At 64.9% G+C, this 17,286-nt stretch carries 16 protein-coding genes; 6 read left to right on the top strand and 10 right to left on the bottom strand.

The window, feature by feature from the left end; genetic code table 11:
- The first annotated feature begins 29 nt into the window (after positions 1-29).
- The 4 genes from SI859A1_RS20160 to SI859A1_RS04210 all read left to right on the top strand — a co-directional run bounded on the left by SI859A1_RS20160 (position 30) and on the right by SI859A1_RS04210 (position 5,056).
- A complete protein-coding gene (locus SI859A1_RS20160) occupies positions 30-1,790 on the top strand; it encodes a murein hydrolase activator EnvC family protein (RefSeq protein ID WP_161600106.1) in 1,761 nt (586 codons plus the stop codon).
- Positions 1,780-3,120, top strand: a complete 1,341-nt coding sequence (locus SI859A1_RS04200) for a S41 family peptidase (RefSeq protein ID WP_009208609.1) — start codon at positions 1,780-1,782, stop codon at positions 3,118-3,120. The genes SI859A1_RS20160 and SI859A1_RS04200 overlap by 11 nt, the downstream gene beginning before the upstream one ends.
- Before the next feature lie 147 nt (positions 3,121-3,267).
- A complete protein-coding gene (locus SI859A1_RS04205) occupies positions 3,268-4,413 on the top strand; it encodes a divergent polysaccharide deacetylase family protein (protein ID WP_148233725.1) in 1,146 nt (381 codons plus the stop codon).
- A gap of 130 nt (positions 4,414-4,543) precedes the next feature.
- Positions 4,544-5,056 carry an RNA pyrophosphohydrolase gene (locus SI859A1_RS04210; protein WP_009208611.1) on the top strand — a complete coding sequence of 171 codons (513 nt, stop codon included), beginning with the start codon at positions 4,544-4,546 and terminating at the stop codon, positions 5,054-5,056.
- A 99-nt stretch (positions 5,057-5,155) separates the two neighbouring features.
- On the opposite strand, the gene SI859A1_RS04215 is transcribed toward SI859A1_RS04210, so the two are convergent.
- The 9 genes from SI859A1_RS04215 to SI859A1_RS04255 all read right to left on the bottom strand — a co-directional run bounded on the left by SI859A1_RS04215 (position 5,156) and on the right by SI859A1_RS04255 (position 14,987).
- Positions 5,156-5,560, bottom strand: coding sequence for a F0F1 ATP synthase subunit epsilon (locus SI859A1_RS04215; RefSeq protein WP_009208612.1), 405 nt, complete (start codon positions 5,558-5,560; stop codon positions 5,156-5,158).
- Between the two features lie 104 nt (positions 5,561-5,664).
- Positions 5,665-7,119, bottom strand: coding sequence for a F0F1 ATP synthase subunit beta (gene atpD, locus SI859A1_RS04220; RefSeq protein ID WP_009208613.1), 1,455 nt, complete (start codon positions 7,117-7,119; stop codon positions 5,665-5,667).
- A 21-nt stretch (positions 7,120-7,140) separates the two neighbouring features.
- Positions 7,141-8,010 carry a F0F1 ATP synthase subunit gamma gene (locus SI859A1_RS04225; RefSeq protein ID WP_009208614.1) on the bottom strand — a complete coding sequence of 290 codons (870 nt, stop codon included), beginning with the start codon at positions 8,008-8,010 and terminating at the stop codon, positions 7,141-7,143.
- Between the two features lie 67 nt (positions 8,011-8,077).
- Positions 8,078-9,607, bottom strand: coding sequence for a F0F1 ATP synthase subunit alpha (gene atpA, locus SI859A1_RS04230; protein WP_009208615.1), 1,530 nt, complete (start codon positions 9,605-9,607; stop codon positions 8,078-8,080).
- Entirely contained in the window at positions 9,607-10,167 is a 561-nt protein-coding gene (locus SI859A1_RS04235; protein WP_009208616.1) for a F0F1 ATP synthase subunit delta, read from the bottom strand. Before SI859A1_RS04235 ends, atpA begins: the two co-directional genes overlap by 1 nt.
- A 213-nt stretch (positions 10,168-10,380) precedes the next feature.
- Entirely contained in the window at positions 10,381-10,776 is a 396-nt protein-coding gene (locus SI859A1_RS04240) for an AGROH133_08824 family phage infection protein (protein ID WP_040325228.1), read from the bottom strand.
- Between the two features lie 114 nt (positions 10,777-10,890).
- The gene (locus tag SI859A1_RS04245; protein WP_009208618.1) at positions 10,891-11,871 is read right to left on the bottom strand and encodes a DUF808 domain-containing protein; all 981 of its coding nucleotides are present in this window, start codon (positions 11,869-11,871) and stop codon (positions 10,891-10,893) included.
- A 126-nt stretch (positions 11,872-11,997) separates the two neighbouring features.
- A complete protein-coding gene (locus tag SI859A1_RS04250) occupies positions 11,998-12,582 on the bottom strand; it encodes a hypothetical protein (protein WP_040325230.1) in 585 nt (194 codons plus the stop codon).
- A 38-nt stretch (positions 12,583-12,620) separates the two neighbouring features.
- A complete protein-coding gene (locus SI859A1_RS04255) occupies positions 12,621-14,987 on the bottom strand; it encodes a primosomal protein N' (protein WP_009208619.1) in 2,367 nt (788 codons plus the stop codon).
- A gap of 116 nt (positions 14,988-15,103) precedes the next feature.
- Here SI859A1_RS04255 and fsa point away from each other — a divergent pair, with 116 nt between their 5' ends.
- Positions 15,104-15,757 (top strand): fructose-6-phosphate aldolase, encoded by a 654-nt coding sequence (gene fsa, locus SI859A1_RS04260; RefSeq protein ID WP_040326267.1) that lies wholly within the window; start codon positions 15,104-15,106, stop codon positions 15,755-15,757.
- 86 nt (positions 15,758-15,843) lie between these two features.
- Here fsa and dps read toward each other — a convergent pair whose 3' ends face one another.
- Complete coding sequence (dps, locus tag SI859A1_RS04265) at positions 15,844-16,344, bottom strand: DNA starvation/stationary phase protection protein Dps (RefSeq protein WP_009208621.1); 501 nt, start codon at positions 16,342-16,344, stop codon at positions 15,844-15,846.
- Positions 16,345-16,592: 248 nt separating this feature from the next.
- Here dps and SI859A1_RS04270 point away from each other — a divergent pair, with 248 nt between their 5' ends.
- Positions 16,593-17,267 carry an SDR family oxidoreductase gene (locus tag SI859A1_RS04270; protein WP_040325231.1) on the top strand — a complete coding sequence of 225 codons (675 nt, stop codon included), beginning with the start codon at positions 16,593-16,595 and terminating at the stop codon, positions 17,265-17,267.
- Positions 17,268-17,286 lie beyond the last annotated feature (19 nt).

The following is a 17,286-nucleotide window of genomic DNA, read 5'->3' on the forward strand; positions in this document are numbered from 1 at the left end:
CCCTGCGATTTGCACGGGGAAGGGCGGTCTTGATCAACTGGCGGACAGGCGGCGGCGGACGCAGACACCGGCGGTGGCGCATCACTGCTGCCCTGCTGTGCGCCATGACTGCGCTGCATCCGCTGCCATCCTTGGCTCTTTCGGCAGATGGCGCAGCCTCGCCGGATCGTTCGACCCTCGATCCGATGGCGGTCGGCTCGGTCGAACCGGCGAGTTCCGACGTTCTGGAACGCCAGCGACGCCAGACTGCCGCGGACCTCGTAGCCCTGTCGCAAAGCATCGAACTGTCGGAAGAAACCATCAGGTCGCTGGACGCGGAGATCGCCGCGTTGTCAGAGGATCAGGGGCGTGTTCGCGCCGCCATGATCTCGGCCGCCGAGGCCCAGAAGGGTATCAGCCGGGAGATTGCGGCGACGGAAGAGCGCGTCGACAGGCTGGCAACCGAAGAGGGGACGATCAAAGCGTCGCTGCGGGAGCGCCGCGGTCTTCTGGCACAGGTTCTGGCAGCGCTCGAGAGAATGGGACGCAAGCCGCCGCCCGCCCTGCTGGTGAAACCGAACGACGCACTCGGCTCTGTCCGCAGCGCCATTCTGCTGGGCGCCGTCGTTCCCGCCATCCACGAGCAGACCACCGCCCTGGTAGCGGATCTGGAGCGGCTGGCATCCGTGCGGGCAGAGATCTCCGCGGAGAAGCAGCGCTTTGCCGAACAGCTCACGCGGCATCGGAAGGAAGAGCAGCGGCTGGAACGGCTGATTGCCGAGAAGCAACGGCTGGAAGCGGCCAATCGCGATCGTCGCGCAGCCGAAGCAGCGCGCGCTGCCGATCTGGCGGCGAAGGCAACCGATCTCAAGGATCTCATCGCCTCGCTGCAGGCCGATGTCGAGCAGGCGAGGGCGACCGAAGCGGCGGCAGCGGAACGTCGCGCTGCGCAGGAGAAAGCGCGCGAACTGGCACGTGCCGCGGCCGAGGCCGAGGCCCGCAGCCAGGCAACCCGGCTGGAGGCCGAACGGTTGCAACGCGAGCAGGACGTCATCGAGACGCGGCGAACGGCGCGCATCGGAGCGGATGGCAATACCGAGGCATCGACCACCGCAGAGGCGGACGTGCCGCTTCCTGGCGACGCAGCGCTGCAGGACGGTCCTGCCCTCGCATCCGCCGAGAGGTCCTCCAATGCTGACACAAAAACAGCCGCCGAAGACGCGGCGAACCCGGATGCTGAAGAGGCGGTCGAGGTCGCCGCGCTCGATACGGCCGCGGATAAGGTCGCCCGGCCGTCGTCCGCGGGACGCTACGATATTGCGTCACTTCGTCGTCAGGCGCCGCGACTTGCGCCATCCGCCGCATTTTCGACAATGAAAAAACGATTGTCGAGGCCGGTAGCTGGCAAGCAGCTCATCGGATTCGGGGAGAAGGACGACATCGGCCGCGAAACCACCGGAGCATCATTCGCTGCCCGCGCGCAGGACGTCGTCACCGCCCCCGCAGACGCGAATGTGCTCTACGCCGGACCCTTCCGTTCCTACGGGCAACTATTGATCCTTGATGCGGGCGACGGCTATCATGTGGTCTTGGCCGGAATGGCCCGGATCGATGTGGAACCGGGCTCGTTCGTGTCGGCCGGGGAACCTGTCGCAACGATGGGGGCCAAGCGCCTGGCGAGTATTGCAGTTGCCGAATTCGGCGTCTCGGAGCCCGCGCTCTACGTCGAGTTCCGAAAGGACGGAAAGCCGGTGGATCCGTCACCTTGGTGGATCGACCAACCCTCTGGAAGGACGAGGAATGATTCGTAAGCTCTCGATACTCTTTGCCGGGGCGCTGATGGGGGCAACGGCAATGACCGTGGTCGGTCAGAACGCCGGTGCCGCGAATGCTGCAGGTTCCGACACCTATCGGCAGCTCGCGATCTTCGGCGACGTGTTCGAACGGGTTCGCGCACAGTATGTCGATGAACCGGACGACCAGAAGCTGGTCGAGACGGCGATCAATGGCATGCTGACGTCGCTCGATCCGCATTCGAGCTACATGAACGCCGAGCAGGCCGCCGACATGCGGACCGAGACCCGCGGCCAGTTCGGTGGCCTGGGGATCGAAGTCACCATGGAAGACGAACTGGTCAAGGTCGTTTCTCCCTTCGACGGTACGCCTGCCGACAAGGCCGGCATCCTGGCCGGCGACCTCATCGCCGAGATCGACGGCGAGCAGGTTCGCGGACTGACGCTCGGCGAAGCGGTCGACCGGATGAAGGGTGACATCGGCACCAGCGTCGATCTGGTCATCATCCGGGAAGGCGCCAACAAGCCGGTACGCCTGACCGTGACGCGCGACGAAATCAAGGTGCCGTCGGTGCGCCACTCGGTGAAGGGCGACATCGGCTACATCAAGCTGATGAAGTTTAACGAGCAGACGACGGTCGGCCTGGAAGAATCCATCGCCGACATCGAGGAGAAGATCGGCGCCGACAAGGTGAAAGGTTACATTCTCGACATGCGGCGCAATCCTGGGGGCCTTCTGGACGAAGCCGTCTCGGTGTCCGACGCGTTCCTCGGCAAGGGCGAGATCGTCTCGACCCGCGGTCGCAACGCCGACGAAACCCGGCGCTACAACGCGCGCTCGGGTGACGAGATCAACGGCAAGCCGCTCGTCGTCCTGGTCAATGGCGGTTCGGCGTCGGCCTCGGAGATTGTCGCAGGTGCCTTGCAGGACCAGCGCCGCGCAACGATCGTCGGCTCGCGTTCCTTCGGCAAGGGCTCGGTGCAGACCATCATCCCGCTTGGTGCCAACGGTGCGCTGCGGCTGACGACGGCGCTCTACTACACGCCGTCCGGCCGTTCGATCCAGGGTCGCGGCATCGATCCGGACATCACCGTCGAGCAGCCGCTGCCGCCGGAAATCCGCGAGCAGATGGGTCTCGATGCCGAGGACGACCTGACGCGTGGCGAATCCTCGCTGCGGGGCCACATCACCGGCAACGAGGAAACCGACGAGGGCTCCGGCTCACTCGACTACGTGCCGCCGGAGGAAGAGGATGATCTGCAGCTGCAGTACGCCCTCGATCTTCTGAACGGTGTGAAGTCGAACGCGATGTTCCCGCCCAAGCAGGAAGCCAACGCGGCCAACTGATCCGGTCGCTGCCACCAGCGACCCTGTGAAATGAAGGCCCGGTCGTCCCCTGGACGGCCGGGCCTTCTGCTATCTGTTGCCTGATGGTGTGCAGTCCCTGCTACGTCCCGCGAGCCCCGTTCCAGCTTGGCTCGCTAAATGAGATCAATGCGCGGTCCCCTCTATCAGCCTCTCGGTCTCGACCTCGACGACGGCGTGATCCGGCGGCGCCGGCTATCGGGCGCAAGCATCGGGTTCGCCTGCGCGGCAACTATGATCATTGCCGGCTCCACCGCCATCGCCCTGTTCGGCCAACCCCAGCCGCGGATGGTGGACCGGTTTGCCGTGGCGGCGTCCCCTGAACCTGCCCCGACCGTCGTTCCGGCGAGCCCGGCGCCTGTCGTGCGCGAACAGCTCCCTGTGGTGATTTCCGGCTCCGATACCGCTCCGCCACCGCGTGGCGGGGTCGGCTTTCGCGTCGAGGATCCGCAGTCGCTGCGTCAGAACCCCAGTACCGCCCACATGCCCGATGATGCGCTCATCGAAGACAGCGCCTACGGGCCGCTGCCGGCGCGCGCGCCGGACGGGCGGCGCCCCTACGATGTCTACGCCGGGGCCTGGAGCGGGAAGCCCGGCACGCGCATTGCCATCGTCGTGGGTGGGCTCGGCATCAGCCAGACGGGGACGTTGAACGCCATCGGGTCGCTGCCGCCCGGAGTGACATTCGGCTTTTCGCCATCCGGCAACAGTCTCGATCGGTGGATGCAGGAGGCGCGTCGCAGCGGCCATGAGCTGGTTTTGCAGGTGCCACTGGAGCCTGTCGGCTATCCGCAGGTCGATCCGGGCGAGGACACGCTCACCGTCGACGATGCCGCCGCCGGCGACCTGAGCGCGCTCCATGCCTCTCTCGCGACCATCACCAATTATGTTGGCATCATGAACTACATGGGTGGGCGCTTCGTCGCCGAGCCCGCCGCCATGGAGGCGTTGATCGCCGAACTCGGCCGTCGCGGCCTGATGTTTTTCGACGACGCGTCATCCCTGCGTTCGGTGGCCGCCGATACCGCGCAATTGCAGAGCGTGCCCGCCGCGGTGTCGGACCTGTCGATCGACAGATCGCAGGATCCGGCGGATATCCGCAGTCAGCTCGACACCCTGGAGCGGATCGCCCGCGCCGAAGGGACGGCGATCGGCTTCGCGTCGGCCTTCGATGTCAGTGTCGCCACCATCGCCAAGTGGATCGGCGAAGCGCGCGGACGCGGTATCGAGATCGTGCCCCTGTCGGCCCTTGCCAACGATCCCGAGCGTCGCTGACGCGCTGATCGACTGGCTAGGGAAACGGGCGGTCGCGCGGATCTTCGCCACTCCCCTTGTTCGCATGGCACCCTGCCCGATAATCACAGCAGAGCGGGCAATGGCTCCCGACAACGAACACTGGTGAACGATGAAGCCTATCGAATTCGAGAACCTGCCATACCGACCCTGCGTCGGGATCATGGTGCTGAACAAGGAAGGGCTCGTCTGGGTTGGCCGACGACTGATCGAGGACCAGGGCGAGATGTCCGGCGCGTCGCAACTATGGCAGATGCCCCAAGGGGGCATCGACACGGACGAGGAGCCCCTGTCTGCTGCGAAGCGCGAACTCTTCGAGGAAACCGGCATGCGATCGATTTCGCTGCTCCATGAGGCGCCGGACTGGATCGACTACGATCTGCCGCCCGAACTCGTGGGCGTCGCATTCAAGGGGCGCTATCGCGGCCAGACCCAGCGCTGGTTCGCATTCCGCTTCGAGGGCGACGAGAGCGAGATCGCCATCAATCCGCCGCCTGATGGGCATGCCGCCGAGTTCGACGATTGGGCCTGGAAGCAGGCGAGCGAGGTTCTCGACCTCATCGTTCCCTTCAAGCGCGAGGTCTACGGCCGGGTCCTGGAGGCGTTCAGCGACTTCACCGCCTGAATCTGCTCGTGTGACTGGCGCCGGTGGAAAGCGCGGGCCGACACGCCATAAAAAAGGCCGGCTGAGAGCCGGCCTTTGTCGATCTATCGGTCGTCGCTGTCAGACGCCGGCGGCGGTCCGGGCTTCGCGAAGCTGCGCGAGGGAATGCTGCGCCTTCGCTTTCGCCTCCGGGGTGGCGGCGTCGGTGACATCCTCTTCGGCGTCGCGGATCTGGCTGTCGAGCTCGGCACTGTCGAGCTGGTCGACCGGGGTCGCACGCTCGGCCAGCAGGGTGAAGCCATTCTCGTTGACGTCGGCGAAGCCGCCGAGAACGAAGATCCGCTGTTGCGCGCCGCCTTCGAGGGTCGCCACGACGACACCCGGCTTCAACGTCGTCATGACCGGCGCATGATGCGCCATGACCGTGAAATAGCCTTCGGCGCCGGGCACGTTGACCGCCGTCACTGCTTCCGACAGGAGCAGCTGCTCGGGTGAGACGAGTTCGAACTGGAAGCTGTCAGCCATCTGTCGCTTGCCTGTCTGGCTCCGCACCGACGATGGCGGCAGAGCACTTCATGGAATGGGGAAAGCGGACGCTGCCCGCTTTCCTTCAGGTCGGTCGTTCAGGCTTACGCGGCTTCCGCAGCCAGGCGCTGAGCCTTCTCGACGGCCATCTCGATGGAGCCGACCATGTAGAAGGCGGCTTCCGGCAGATGATCGTATTCGCCGGCCACGAGGCCCTTGAACGACTTGATTGTGTCTTCGAGCGGAACCAGCTGCCCCGGTGCGCCGGTGAAGACTTCTGCGACGAAGAAGGGCTGCGACAGGAAGCGCTCGATCTTGCGGGCGCGGGCCACCGTCAGCTTGTCCTCTTCGGACAGCTCGTCCATGCCAAGAATGGCGATGATGTCCTGCAGCGACTTGTACTTCTGCAGGATCTCCTGGACGCGGCGGGCCACGTCGTAATGCTCCTCACCGATGATCATCGGCGACAGCATGCGCGAGTTGGAGTCCAGCGGATCCACGGCCGGGTAGATGCCCTTTTCCGAGATGGCGCGGTTGAGAACCGTCGTCGCATCCAGATGGGCGAAGGACGTTGCCGGGGCCGGATCGGTTAGATCGTCGGCCGGCACGTAAATGGCCTGCACCGAGGTGATCGAACCCTTGTTGGTGGTCGTGATGCGTTCCTGCATCTGGCCCATGTCGGTCGCCAGCGTCGGCTGATAGCCCACGGCCGACGGAATACGACCGAGCAGCGCCGACACCTCGGAACCCGCCTGGGTGAAGCGGAAGATGTTGTCGACGAAGAACAGGACGTCCTGACCCTGGTCGCGGAAATGCTCGGCGATGGTCAGACCGGTCAGCGCGACGCGGGCGCGGGCACCGGGAGGCTCGTTCATCTGACCGTAGACCAGCGCAGCCTTCGAACCTTCGGCCGAACCGTTGTTCTCGTGCGGGTCCTTGTTCACGCCGGATTCGATCATCTCGTGGTAGAGATCGTTGCCCTCGCGGGTGCGCTCGCCGACGCCGGCGAAGACGGAATAGCCACCGTGCGCCTTGGCGACGTTGTTGATCAGTTCCTGGATCAGAACGGTCTTGCCGACGCCGGCGCCGCCGAACAGGCCGATCTTGCCGCCGCGGGCATAGGGAGCCAGGAGGTCGATGACCTTGATGCCGGTGACCAGGATCTGGCTCTCCGGCGACTGTTCGATATAGGCCGGGGCTTCCTGGTGGATGCCGCGCTTGGATTCGTACTTGATCGGGCCGACTTCGTCGATCGGCTCGCCGATGACGTTCATGATGCGGCCGAGCGTACCGTCACCGACCGGAACCTCGATCGGGCCGCCAGTGTCGGTGACCGGCTGACCACGAACCAGACCCTCGGTCAGATCCATGGCGATCGTGCGAACGGTGTTCTCGCCGAGATGCTGAGCAACCTCGAGCACCAGGCGATTGCCATGGTTGTCGCACTCAAGGGCGTTCAGAATCGCCGGCAGGCCTTCGTCGAACTCCACGTCGACCACGGCGCCGATGACCTGGGCGACGCGGCCCGTCGAGCCGGTTGTGTTTGCGTTGTCAGCCATCGGTGGCCTCCTCTCAGATACCTAGAGCGCCTCGGCGCCCGAAATGATTTCGACCAGTTCCGTCGTGATCTGCGCCTGACGCTGCCGGTTGTAGGAGACCGACAGACGGTCGATCATGTCCCCGGCGTTGCGCGTGGCGTTGTCCATCGCCGACATCCGCGCACCCTGTTCGGATGCAGCGTTCTCCAGCAATGCATGCAGGACCTGAATCTTGATGTTGCGCGGGATGAGGTCCTCGAGGATCTCGCCCGGCTCAGGCTCGTATTCGTAGATCGTAGAGGCGTTCTCTTCGACGCCGGTATCGACGGATGCGGGAATCAGACGCTGGCGCGTCGGGATTTGCGTCACGACGTTCTGGAACGCGGAGTAGAACACCGAGCAGACGTCGAACTCGCCCTTTTCGTAGAGGTCGATGATCGTCTGGCCGATGTCTTCGGCGTGCTCGAAGCCCACACGCTTGGCTTCGCGCAGGTCGGTGCGCTCGATGACCTTGGAGGCCAGATCGCGGCGCATCTGGTCCCAGCCCTTCTTCCCGACGACCATGAACTTCACGGTCTTTCCGGCCGCCTCCAGCTCGCGCTGATGCGAGCGGGCCAGCTTGACGATGGACGAGTTGAAACCGCCGCACAGGCCGCGATCGGCCGTGCAGACGACGAGTAGATGGACATCGTCCTTGCCGTTGCCGACCATCAAAGGAGGACCATCACCCTCCATGGCGCCGGAAATGTTGGCGAGGACCGCCGCCATGCGGTCGGCATAGGGCCGCGCGGCCTGCGCTGCCTCTTCCGCCCGGCGCAGCTTGGCCGCCGCGACCATCTGCATGGCCTTGGTGATCTTCTGCGTGGACTTCACCGACGCGATGCGGTTCCGCAGATCCTTCAGGGATGCCATGGCTTGGCGCTATCTCCCGCTGGCTTGGCTTCGCCCCAATGGGCGAAGCTCAGGCAGGTTTTCTGGCTCAGGCGAAGTTCTTGGCGAAGCTGTCGATCGCCGACTTCAGCTTGGCGCGGAGGTCGTCCGAGAGCGCCTTTTCGGTGGCGATCTGGTCGAGAACGGCCTTGTGTTCGCTGCGCAGCGAATTGAGCAGACCCTCTTCGAACTCGCCGACCTGGTCGACCCGGAGCTTGTCGAGATAGCCCTGGGTGCCGGCGAAGATCACCGCGACCTGCTCTTCGGTCTTCAGCGGCGAGAACTGCGGCTGCTTGAGCAGTTCCGTCAGGCGCGCACCACGGTTGAGAAGACGCTGGGTTGCGGCATCGAGATCGGAGCCGAACTGCGCAAAGGCCGCCATTTCGCGGTACTGCGCGAGCTCGCCCTTGATCGAACCGGCAACCTGCTTCATCGCCTTGATCTGCGCCGACGAACCAACGCGCGACACCGAAAGGCCGACGTTCACCGCCGGGCGGACGCCCTGGAAGAACAGCGTGGTCTCGAGGAAGATCTGGCCGTCCGTGATCGAGATCACGTTGGTCGGAATGTAGGCCGACACGTCGCCAGCCTGGGTCTCGATGACCGGCAGGGCGGTGAGGGAACCGGCGCCGAGCTCGTCATTGAGCTTGGCGGCACGCTCCAGAAGGCGAGAATGCAGGTAGAAGACGTCGCCCGGATAGGCTTCGCGGCCCGGCGGGCGGCGCAGCAGCAGCGACATCTGGCGATAGGAGACGGCCTGCTTGGACAGATCGTCATAGGCGATCACGGCGTGCATCGCGTTGTCGCGGAAGAACTCGCCGATGGCGCAGCCGGTGAACGGCGCGATGTACTGCATCGGTGCCGGATCGGATGCGGTGGCGGCGATGACCACCGAATACTCCATCGCACCGCGCTCTTCGAGCGTGCGGACGAACTGCGCGACGGTCGAGCGCTTCTGGCCGACGGCGACGTAGATGCAGTAGAGCTTGTCAGCTTCGCGGTCTTCGTCATGCGCCGGCTTCTGGTTCAGGAAGGTGTCCAGAATGATGGCGGTCTTGCCGGTCTGACGGTCACCGATGACGAGCTCACGCTGGCCGCGACCGATCGGGATCAGAGCGTCGATGGACTTCAGGCCCGTCGACATCGGCTCGTGCACCGATTTGCGCGGGATGATGCCCGGCGCCTTGACGTCGACGCGGCGGCGCTCGGTCGACCCGATCGGGCCCTTGCCGTCGATCGGGTTGCCGAGACCATCGACCACGCGGCCTAGAAGGCCCTTACCGACCGGCACTTCCACGATGTTGCCGGTGCGCTTGACGGTGTCGCCTTCCTTGATGGCCCGGTCCGAGCCGAAGATGACGACGCCGACATTGTCGGCTTCAAGGTTCAGGGCCATGCCCTGGATGCCACCCGGGAACTCGACCATCTCGCCAGCCTGGCAGTTGTCGAGCCCGTAGACGCGGGCGATACCATCACCGACCGAGAGAACCTGTCCGACTTCCGAGACTTCCGCCTCGGAACCGAAGTTCTTAATCTGGTCCTTGAGGATTGCGGAAATTTCCGCGGCGCGGATGTCCATCAGCCGACCTCTTTCAGTGCAAGCTTAAGCGAATTGAGTTTGGTGCGAAGCGAGGTGTCGACCTGGCGCGACCCGATCCGGACGATGAGTCCGCCGAGGATTGCCGGGTCGACGCTTTCGCGCATGGTCACGGTCTTGCCGGCGTAGGAGCCGACAGCCTCGGCGAGCTGACTGCGCTGCTCGTCGGTGAGGGGGTGGGCACTGGTCACCTCCGCGGCGATCTCGCCGCGGTGATCGGCCGCCATCTTGCGGAAGCCGCGGACCATCCCCGGAAAAGCGAACAGGCGACGGTTGGCCGCCACGACGCGCAGGAAATTGCCGGTGAGCTCGCTCGGCTGGACCGACGCCATAACGGCATCAATCGCCCTTAGCTGCTCGCCCGACGTGAAGGCCGGGCTCTCAACCAGCCGCCGGAAGTCGGCGCTTTCGTCGATCAGTCCCTGAAAAGCGACGAGCTCGGACTCGACGGTTTCGACCGCGCCGTTGTCACGTGCGAGTTCGAAGAGGGACTGGGCGTAGCGGTCTGCGACCCCCGAAACGGGAGAGGATGATTGTGCCACGGACGACCGTTTCTCTTTCGCGTTCCGTTCAAGTTGTTCGTTGCGCCCCGAAGCGAGTTCGCCCCAAATTCTTGAAACCGTTAATTGAATACCGGAAGGCGCGCGAGCAAGTCACATTGCCCTTCCGAAGACAGGGGACCGTCTAGCATAGGGTTTTCCCGGCGACAACTTGGCTTCGGTGCGGTTTGCGCCGCAAATTCGCGCATTCCGGCGTCAGTTGGGGATGAAGCCGAAAACCGGCGCCAGCGCTGCCCCGGCCAGTGCCAGTGCGACAAGCAGGAACACCCAGTTGAACAGCGTGGCGCCGCGGTCGGACAGGATTGATACTAAGCGGCCGAAGCCGGTGAACAGCCAGCCGGCGCCCAGCGCCATCTGGACGAAGGGCTGATTGTAGAAGGCCACGGTGACGATCCCGACGCCGAGCCAGAAGCCGGCAATCGTCGCGCGTGATTCTGCAAGCGCTTCCGGATGGGTCTGACGGATTTCCAGCCGCAGAAGTCGCAGCGTGATTCGTGGCGCAAAGAGTGCGACCAGGCCCATGAGGATGGTGACGCAGGCGGCACCGAAGGGCAGCATGTCGGCGTTGGTCTGCGGCAGTGCGAAGTCCATCGGGGCTCCATTGGTGGGATCGGCTGGCCCGCGCTTATAGAGACGCACCCGCCAAGGTTAAAGGGCAGCAAGGAGCCGGTGCTGAGGACCGCGGATGAGGCCGGTTGAGCGCTCTCAGGCGAACGGGCCGTTCAGCCGTTTCCACGTCGGTGCGACGACATAGCCGATCACCGGAATCAATGCCCCGCCGGTTACCAGGCCGACGATGCCGGCGCCGGTTGCCGAGACGATCCAGTGCACGGCACCGGTGAGGACCGGAATCGCGTGGGCGGCGACTTCCGCCAGATGTTCGATCGTGTGACCGATCCAGGGCGCGCCATAGCCTTCGAGCCCATGCACGATGATTCCGCCGCCGACCCAGATCATCGCCGCGGTCCCGACGACCGTCAGGATCTTGAGGAAGATCGGCATGCCGACCACAAGGCCGCGCCCGATGCCGCGCAGCAGGCTGCCGAAGATCGATTCCGACTCGTTTCCCGCCAGCGCGACGCCGACATCGTCGGCCTTCACGATGATCGCGACGCCACCATAGACGACGGCGGTGATTCCGATGCCGACGAGGGCGAGGACGGCAACCTGCGTCCAGAAGCCGCCTGCGTCGAGGCCGGAGAGCGTGATGGCCATGATTTCGGCGGACAGGATAAAGTCGGTCTTGATGGCGCTGGCGACCTTGCGATCCTCCAGCGTCTTCGCGTTCGCCGCCTTGCCGATCTCCTCCTCGTGCGCGTGGGCATTGTGCGGGAACAGGGCCTCATAGACCTTTTCCGCCCCCTCATAGGAGAGATAGAGGCCACCCAGCATGAGCAGTGGGGTGATCGCCCAGGGGGCGAAATAGCTGAGCACCAGAGCGATCGGCAGCAGGAAGATCAGCTTGTTCTTCAGCGACCCGACAGCGATCTTGCCGACGATGGGCAGTTCGCGCTCGGCGGCAAAACCGGTGACATAGCGCGGCGTGACTGCCGCGTCGTCGATGACGACGCCGGCGGCCTTGGTGCCGGCCTTGGCCGCCTGACCCGCCACGTCATCCAGCGAGGCCGCAGCCACCTTGGCGAGGCCCGCAAGGTCATCGAGCAGCGCGATCAGTCCAATACTCACGTTTTCCGCCTCATAGCCGAGCCAATCTCCACGCGCCTAAAGCCGATCGCCCGGGGCGCGAAGCCGCAAAGCTGGCGCGCTCGATGGAAAGTTCCAGTGGTGGCGTTCAGGTTGGCGCGGCGCCCGTCAGTTCCGGCATTCGCCGACGATCTCGACCTGTTCCTTCTTGTCACCCCAGTACACCGTCATGCTGCCCTCGAATTCAGGGGTCTCGTTGGCCCGGTCGCGGACGACGCTGATGACAAGGTTGACGTTGATCCGTGGTTCGCCGGCCGATCGCCAGACCGTGACCACAGCTCCATCCTTGGTTGCGGCGGTCCGGCCCTTCTCGAGCTCACGCACGAGACCGTTGGCCATGACGTAGCCACGTTCGAGGCCGGCCTGGCTGCCATCCACCATGGTGAGGAAGACGAAAGGTGCCGGCGCACCTTCGAGCGTATCTTCCCCATCACGGTTCGGATCGGTGAAGGTGCAGCGGCTGGTCAACGGAAACCAGTGCATCAGGCCGAGGGCCAGGACGCGTGGCGTCTCGGTGGCATTCAGCGACGGTGTCTGTCCGGGCTTCGGCGGAGCAAAGGGCGATGTCTCGAGGCGAACGGCGTTCTCGGAAGATGCGTCCTGCGCCAGTGCGGGCACGCAAGTCGACAGACCGATCGCGCATGCCATCGCTGCCGCCATGATCCTCTTCGTGCCACCATCCCGCATGCGCATCGCTCTCTCCCTCATGCCCGCTCGTGCCTTCACTTGTCCTATAGAAAGCTTTGCGGGTCCACGTCGACCTGCATCTGTACCGATCCCCGCGGCCGGGGAGCCGCAGCGATCAGGGCCCGCAGGAAACCCTGGATATGCGCCTTGCGCGGCGCGTGGACGAGGAGCCGGAACCGGTGACGGCCGCGCAGCAGGGCCAATGGCGCCTCCGCTGGTCCAAGAACCTCGATCGCGGCATCCTGGGGCGCGGCGCGGCGCAGTTCCCGGCCATATTCTTCCGCTTCCCTGCGGCTGTTTGCCGACACGATAATGCTGGCCAGCCGTCCGAAGGGGGGGAGGCTCGTGCGTTCACGCTCGTTCACCTCGCGCTCGTAGAACCGCTTCGCATCGCCCGAAGCGATCGCCTGCATCACCGGGTGCTCGGGCTGCCAGGTCTGGATCATGCCGCGGCTGGCGCGCCCGCCGCTTCGTCCGGCACGGCCCGTCACCTGATGGAGAAGCTGGAAGGTGCGCTCGGCGGCGCGCGGGTCGCCATTGGCGAGGCCCAGATCGGCGTCGATCGCCCCGACGAGCGTCATCATCGGGAAATGGTGACCCTTGGCGACGAGTTGGGTGCCAATGACGATGTCGGCCTCTCCATCAGCAATGGCGTCTAGTTCGCGGCGAAGGCGCCGGGCACCGCCGGGCAGGTCCGAGGATAGGAGGATCGTCCGGGCGTCCGGAAAATCGGTGAGCATTTCCTCCGCGATGCGCTCCACTCCCGGACCGCAGGCGACAAGATGATCCAGCGTACCGCATTCCGGACAGGCCTCGGGGCGGGGCACCGCGAAGCCGCAATGGTGGCATTGCAACTGACCGCGCAGCCGATGGTCGACGAGCCAGGTCGAACAGTCAAGACACTGGAACCGATGGCCGCAGACCCGGCACAGCGTCAGCGGCGCATAACCGCGTCGATTGAGGAACAGCAGCGCCTGCTCGCCCTTGGCGACTGTTTCCGCGATCGCGGTGGCGAGCACCGGCGACACGAAGCGGCCCCGGGCCGGCGGGGCGCTGCGCATGTCGATCAGTGACAGGTCCGGCATCGCGGCCTCGGCAAAGCGACCGGTGAGGCGAACATGACCGTAGCGGCCGGACGCCGCGTTGACGCGTGTCTCCACCGACGGTGTCGCGGAGGCGAGAATGATCGGAAATGCGCCGATCGAGGCGCGAACCACTGCCATGTCGCGGGCGTGATAGAAGGTCCGGTCTTCCTGCTTGTAGGCTGGATCATGCTCTTCATCGACGATGATGAGGCCGAGATCGTTGAACGGCAGGAACAGCGCCGAGCGTGCGCCGGCGACGATGCGGACCCGGCCCTCGGCGATCTGGCGCCAGACCTTCTCACGCTGGCGCGGCGGGACGTCGGAATGCCACTCCGCCGGCGGAGATCCGAAGCGGGCATGGAACCGGTCGATGAAGCTCTGGGTCAGGGCGATCTCGGGAAGCAGGATCAGCACCTGCCGGCCCTTTTCCAACGCCGCGGCGACAGCCTCGAAATAGACCTCGGTCTTGCCGGAGCCGGTGACGCCCTCCAGCAGCGTCGCGGTGAAGCCATCGACGGCGACCGTTGCCGCCAGCGCATTGGCGGCCGCTCTCTGATCCTCGTTCAGGTTGGCACGGCCATAGCTCGTGTCGGGTTCGGCGACGGCGGGGGGCGGCGGCAGGCGGACGCGCTCGAACACGCCCTGCTTGATCAGTCCGTCGACAACCGATGGGGTGACTCCCGCCGCATGAGCCAGCCCCAACCGTGCCCAGGTCGGGGCTTCGGCTGCCGTCGCCAGCACCCGCTCGCGCGCCTCGGTCAGGCGGCTCGGCGTTGTGTCCGTGAGAGCGATGCCGTCGATCCATGGCTCGGGATCGAACGCCGCAGGTGCGCGCAGGGCCATGCGGGCCACGAGGCCGGGCGGCGACAGCGTATAATCTGCGACCCAGTCGATGAACCGGCGCATCGTGTGGTCGAGGGGAGGGCAGTCGAATACCTTGGTGATCGACCGCAGCTTGCGCGGATCGACATCGTCGGTCACCCCATCCCAGACGACGCCAGCGACCTGCCTCGGCCCGAGAGGGACTTGGACGATCGACCCCGGCTGGACGGACATGCCGTCAGGAACCGCATAGGAGTAAGGTCGATTGCCGGGCAGCGGGACAAGAACCGGCACGGTGGTTGTCGCAAAGAGCTGGCCGGTCTGATTCAAATGACTGCGTCCGGTCGTAAGAACTTGGGTGGGGGGCGTGCGAGGTTTCGAATCGCTGCGGCCACGGGCCAGTCTATGCAGGTGGAAAGCCCCTCGAAAGGAAAGCTGCGCCCGCAGGGCGGCGCCACGTCTCAACTGGCGGCTGATACGGTGATCCGCAAGTCCGCCCGGCATGTTCTCGGCCGACCGCCGCCCCCTATATGAAGAGAAGAAGCCGGTCGCATGTAGCGCGAACCGGGGCCGGGCTGTTATGCATCCGGCGAATGATCACCGAGCCGAATGAGGGCGCCATGAAATTCTTTGTCGATACTGCCGATCTTTCCGAGATCAAGGACCTCTCCGAGACGGGTCTGATCGATGGAGTGACCACCAATCCGTCGCTGATCATGAAGGCCGACCGGCCGATGAAGGACATCATCGCCGAGATCTGCGAGATCGTCGACGGTCCGGTGTCCGCCGAGGTCACAGCGATCGAGACCGACGAGATGATCCGCGAGGGCAAGCTTCTTGCCGGCATCGCGGAGAATGTCTGCATCAAGCTGCCGCTGACGCTTGCCGGTCTCAAGGCGTGCAAGGAACTCACGGATGAGGGTTTCCAGACCAACGTCACGCTGTGCTTCTCGGCGGTGCAGGCGCTGCTCGCCGCCAAGGCCGGTGCCACCTACATCTCGCCGTTCATCGGCCGGCTCGACGACATCAACATTGACGGCATGGGGCTGATCGCCGACATCCGGCGAATCTACGACAATTACGGCTTCGAGACCGAGATTCTCGCAGCCTCGATCCGGACGTCGAACCATGTCCGTGAGGCCGCACTGCTCGGCGCCGACGTGGCGACCGTCCCGCCGGCGACCCTGAAGGGCCTCGTGAAGCATCCGCTGACCGACAAGGGTCTCGATGCCTTCCTGGCCGACTGGAAGAAGACCGGCCAGACGATCGGCTGAGCGGAGCGCACGAACGATCGAAACGGAAAAGGGGCGGTGTCGCAAGACACCGCCCTTTCTCATTCAACGTCCACTTCGAATGGCGCTTACGCCTGGAAGTGGCTCTCCATGAAGTAGATGCCCTTGTCGAGGCCACGGCCGACCGCGGTGAGCAGGTCCTCGGTCAGCGGATCGCCGGCTTCCGACGCTTCCTCAATTCCCTTCTCGATGGCTGCGCTCCACTTGGCGTAGCTCTCGGTCAGCCGCTTGAGGTGATCCTCGGATTTCACGAGATCGAGCGGGTAGGGGTCGAGAAGCGAGTTCTCGGAGGCAGCCTGCACCGTGCCATGGGCCTGGCCGCCGATCGCGGTCAGTCGCTCGGCGATGGTGTCGACATATTCCTCGGTTTCTTCGTGCAGATCGTCGAACAGCTCGTGCACGGCGATGAAGTTCATGCCCTTCACGTTCCAGTGGGCCTGCTTGGTCTGGTAGGTGATGTCGACGGCGGTCGCGAGGTGCGTCTGCAGGAGTTCGACCATCGATCCGCGGATGTTCTCCGAGATCGGGTTCATGGTCTTGTGCATCTTCGTCTTGGTGGTCTTGGCCATGGTGGCTCCTTGCGCTCGGGTCCCGCCGCCGCTCGCTGCGATGGGGGACGAAATGTGTTGTTCGCTTCGATAATCGCTCCTGCCGATAACGGTTCCATCTGCGACCAACCGACCGGGCGATTTCGTCCGTTCGAGATGCCGTTCGGCGGGGCCTCGCCCTTTCCAAAATCCATTCGATGCCCAACTGCCGCGACGATGCACTTCTTGCCCGACGGCAACGACCCGAACGGATTCAACGGAGTATCGAAATGAAGACCATGCTCATCACTGGCGCCTCGACGGGCATCGGTGCCGCGACGGCGCGGCGTGCTGTCGCGGCCGGATACCGGGTCGCCCTCGCGGCCCGCTCGAAGGACAAGCTCGACAGTCTCGTCACCGAACTCGGGCAAGACAGCGCGATGGCGGTCGCCTGCGATGTCAGCGATTACGCCGCGCAACAGGCGATGACTGCGGCCGTGCTCGAGCGCTTCGGCAGCATCGACGTGGTGTTCGCGAATGCCGGGGTCGGGTCGAATTCGTCCGGCACAGCCAAGGGCGATGTGGAGGACTGGCACCGGATGGTGACCACCAATGTGCTCGGCGTCATGTACACGGTGAAGGCGACCCATGATGCCGTCGTCGCGGCGAAGGGGCATTACGTCCTCACCGGGTCGATCGCCGGCCGCAAGGTACTCGCCGGGTCGATCTATGGCGCGACCAAATGGGCGATTACCGGCTACGGCCAGAACCTGCGCGAGGAACTGCGCGACGACGGGGTGAAGGTGACGCTGATCGAGCCCGGCATGGTCGACACGCCCTTCTTCGACCAGCGCAAACCCGACGCCATGCAGGCCGACGACGTTGCCGGTGCCGTCCTCTACGCGATCTCGCAGCCGGAAAACGTGCTGACGGGCGAGATCTGGATCGAGCCGATGAAACGCTGAGCCGTGCCGGCGCGGTGGA

It is taken from the genome of Aurantimonas manganoxydans SI85-9A1 (assembly GCF_000153465.1).
Taxonomy (GTDB): domain Bacteria; phylum Pseudomonadota; class Alphaproteobacteria; order Rhizobiales; family Rhizobiaceae; genus Aurantimonas; species Aurantimonas manganoxydans.

What these genes read in the sequence shown, in the direction of transcription:
- SI859A1_RS04200 (WP_009208609.1), top strand. Translation starts at nt 1,780, where the DNA reads ATGATTCGTAAGCTCTCGATACTCTTTGCCGGGGCGCTGATGGGGGCA.
- SI859A1_RS04205 (WP_148233725.1), top strand. Translation starts at nt 3,268, where the DNA reads ATGCGCGGTCCCCTCTATCAGCCTCTCGGTCTCGACCTCGACGACGGC.
- SI859A1_RS04210 (WP_009208611.1), top strand. Translation starts at nt 4,544, where the DNA reads ATGAAGCCTATCGAATTCGAGAACCTGCCATACCGACCCTGCGTCGGG.
- SI859A1_RS04215 (WP_009208612.1), bottom strand. Translation starts at nt 5,560, where the DNA reads ATGGCTGACAGCTTCCAGTTCGAACTCGTCTCACCCGAGCAGCTGCTC.
- atpD (WP_009208613.1), bottom strand. Translation starts at nt 7,119, where the DNA reads ATGGCTGACAACGCAAACACAACCGGCTCGACGGGCCGCGTCGCCCAG.
- SI859A1_RS04225 (WP_009208614.1), bottom strand. Translation starts at nt 8,010, where the DNA reads ATGGCATCCCTGAAGGATCTGCGGAACCGCATCGCGTCGGTGAAGTCC.
- atpA (WP_009208615.1), bottom strand. Translation starts at nt 9,607, where the DNA reads ATGGACATCCGCGCCGCGGAAATTTCCGCAATCCTCAAGGACCAGATT.
- SI859A1_RS04240 (WP_040325228.1), bottom strand. Translation starts at nt 10,776, where the DNA reads ATGGACTTCGCACTGCCGCAGACCAACGCCGACATGCTGCCCTTCGGT.
- SI859A1_RS04250 (WP_040325230.1), bottom strand. Translation starts at nt 12,582, where the DNA reads ATGCGCATGCGGGATGGTGGCACGAAGAGGATCATGGCGGCAGCGATG.
- SI859A1_RS04255 (WP_009208619.1), bottom strand. Translation starts at nt 14,987, where the DNA reads ATGCCGGGCGGACTTGCGGATCACCGTATCAGCCGCCAGTTGAGACGT.
- fsa (WP_040326267.1), top strand. Translation starts at nt 15,104, where the DNA reads ATGAAATTCTTTGTCGATACTGCCGATCTTTCCGAGATCAAGGACCTC.
- dps (WP_009208621.1), bottom strand. Translation starts at nt 16,344, where the DNA reads ATGGCCAAGACCACCAAGACGAAGATGCACAAGACCATGAACCCGATC.
- SI859A1_RS04270 (WP_040325231.1), top strand. Translation starts at nt 16,593, where the DNA reads ATGAAGACCATGCTCATCACTGGCGCCTCGACGGGCATCGGTGCCGCG.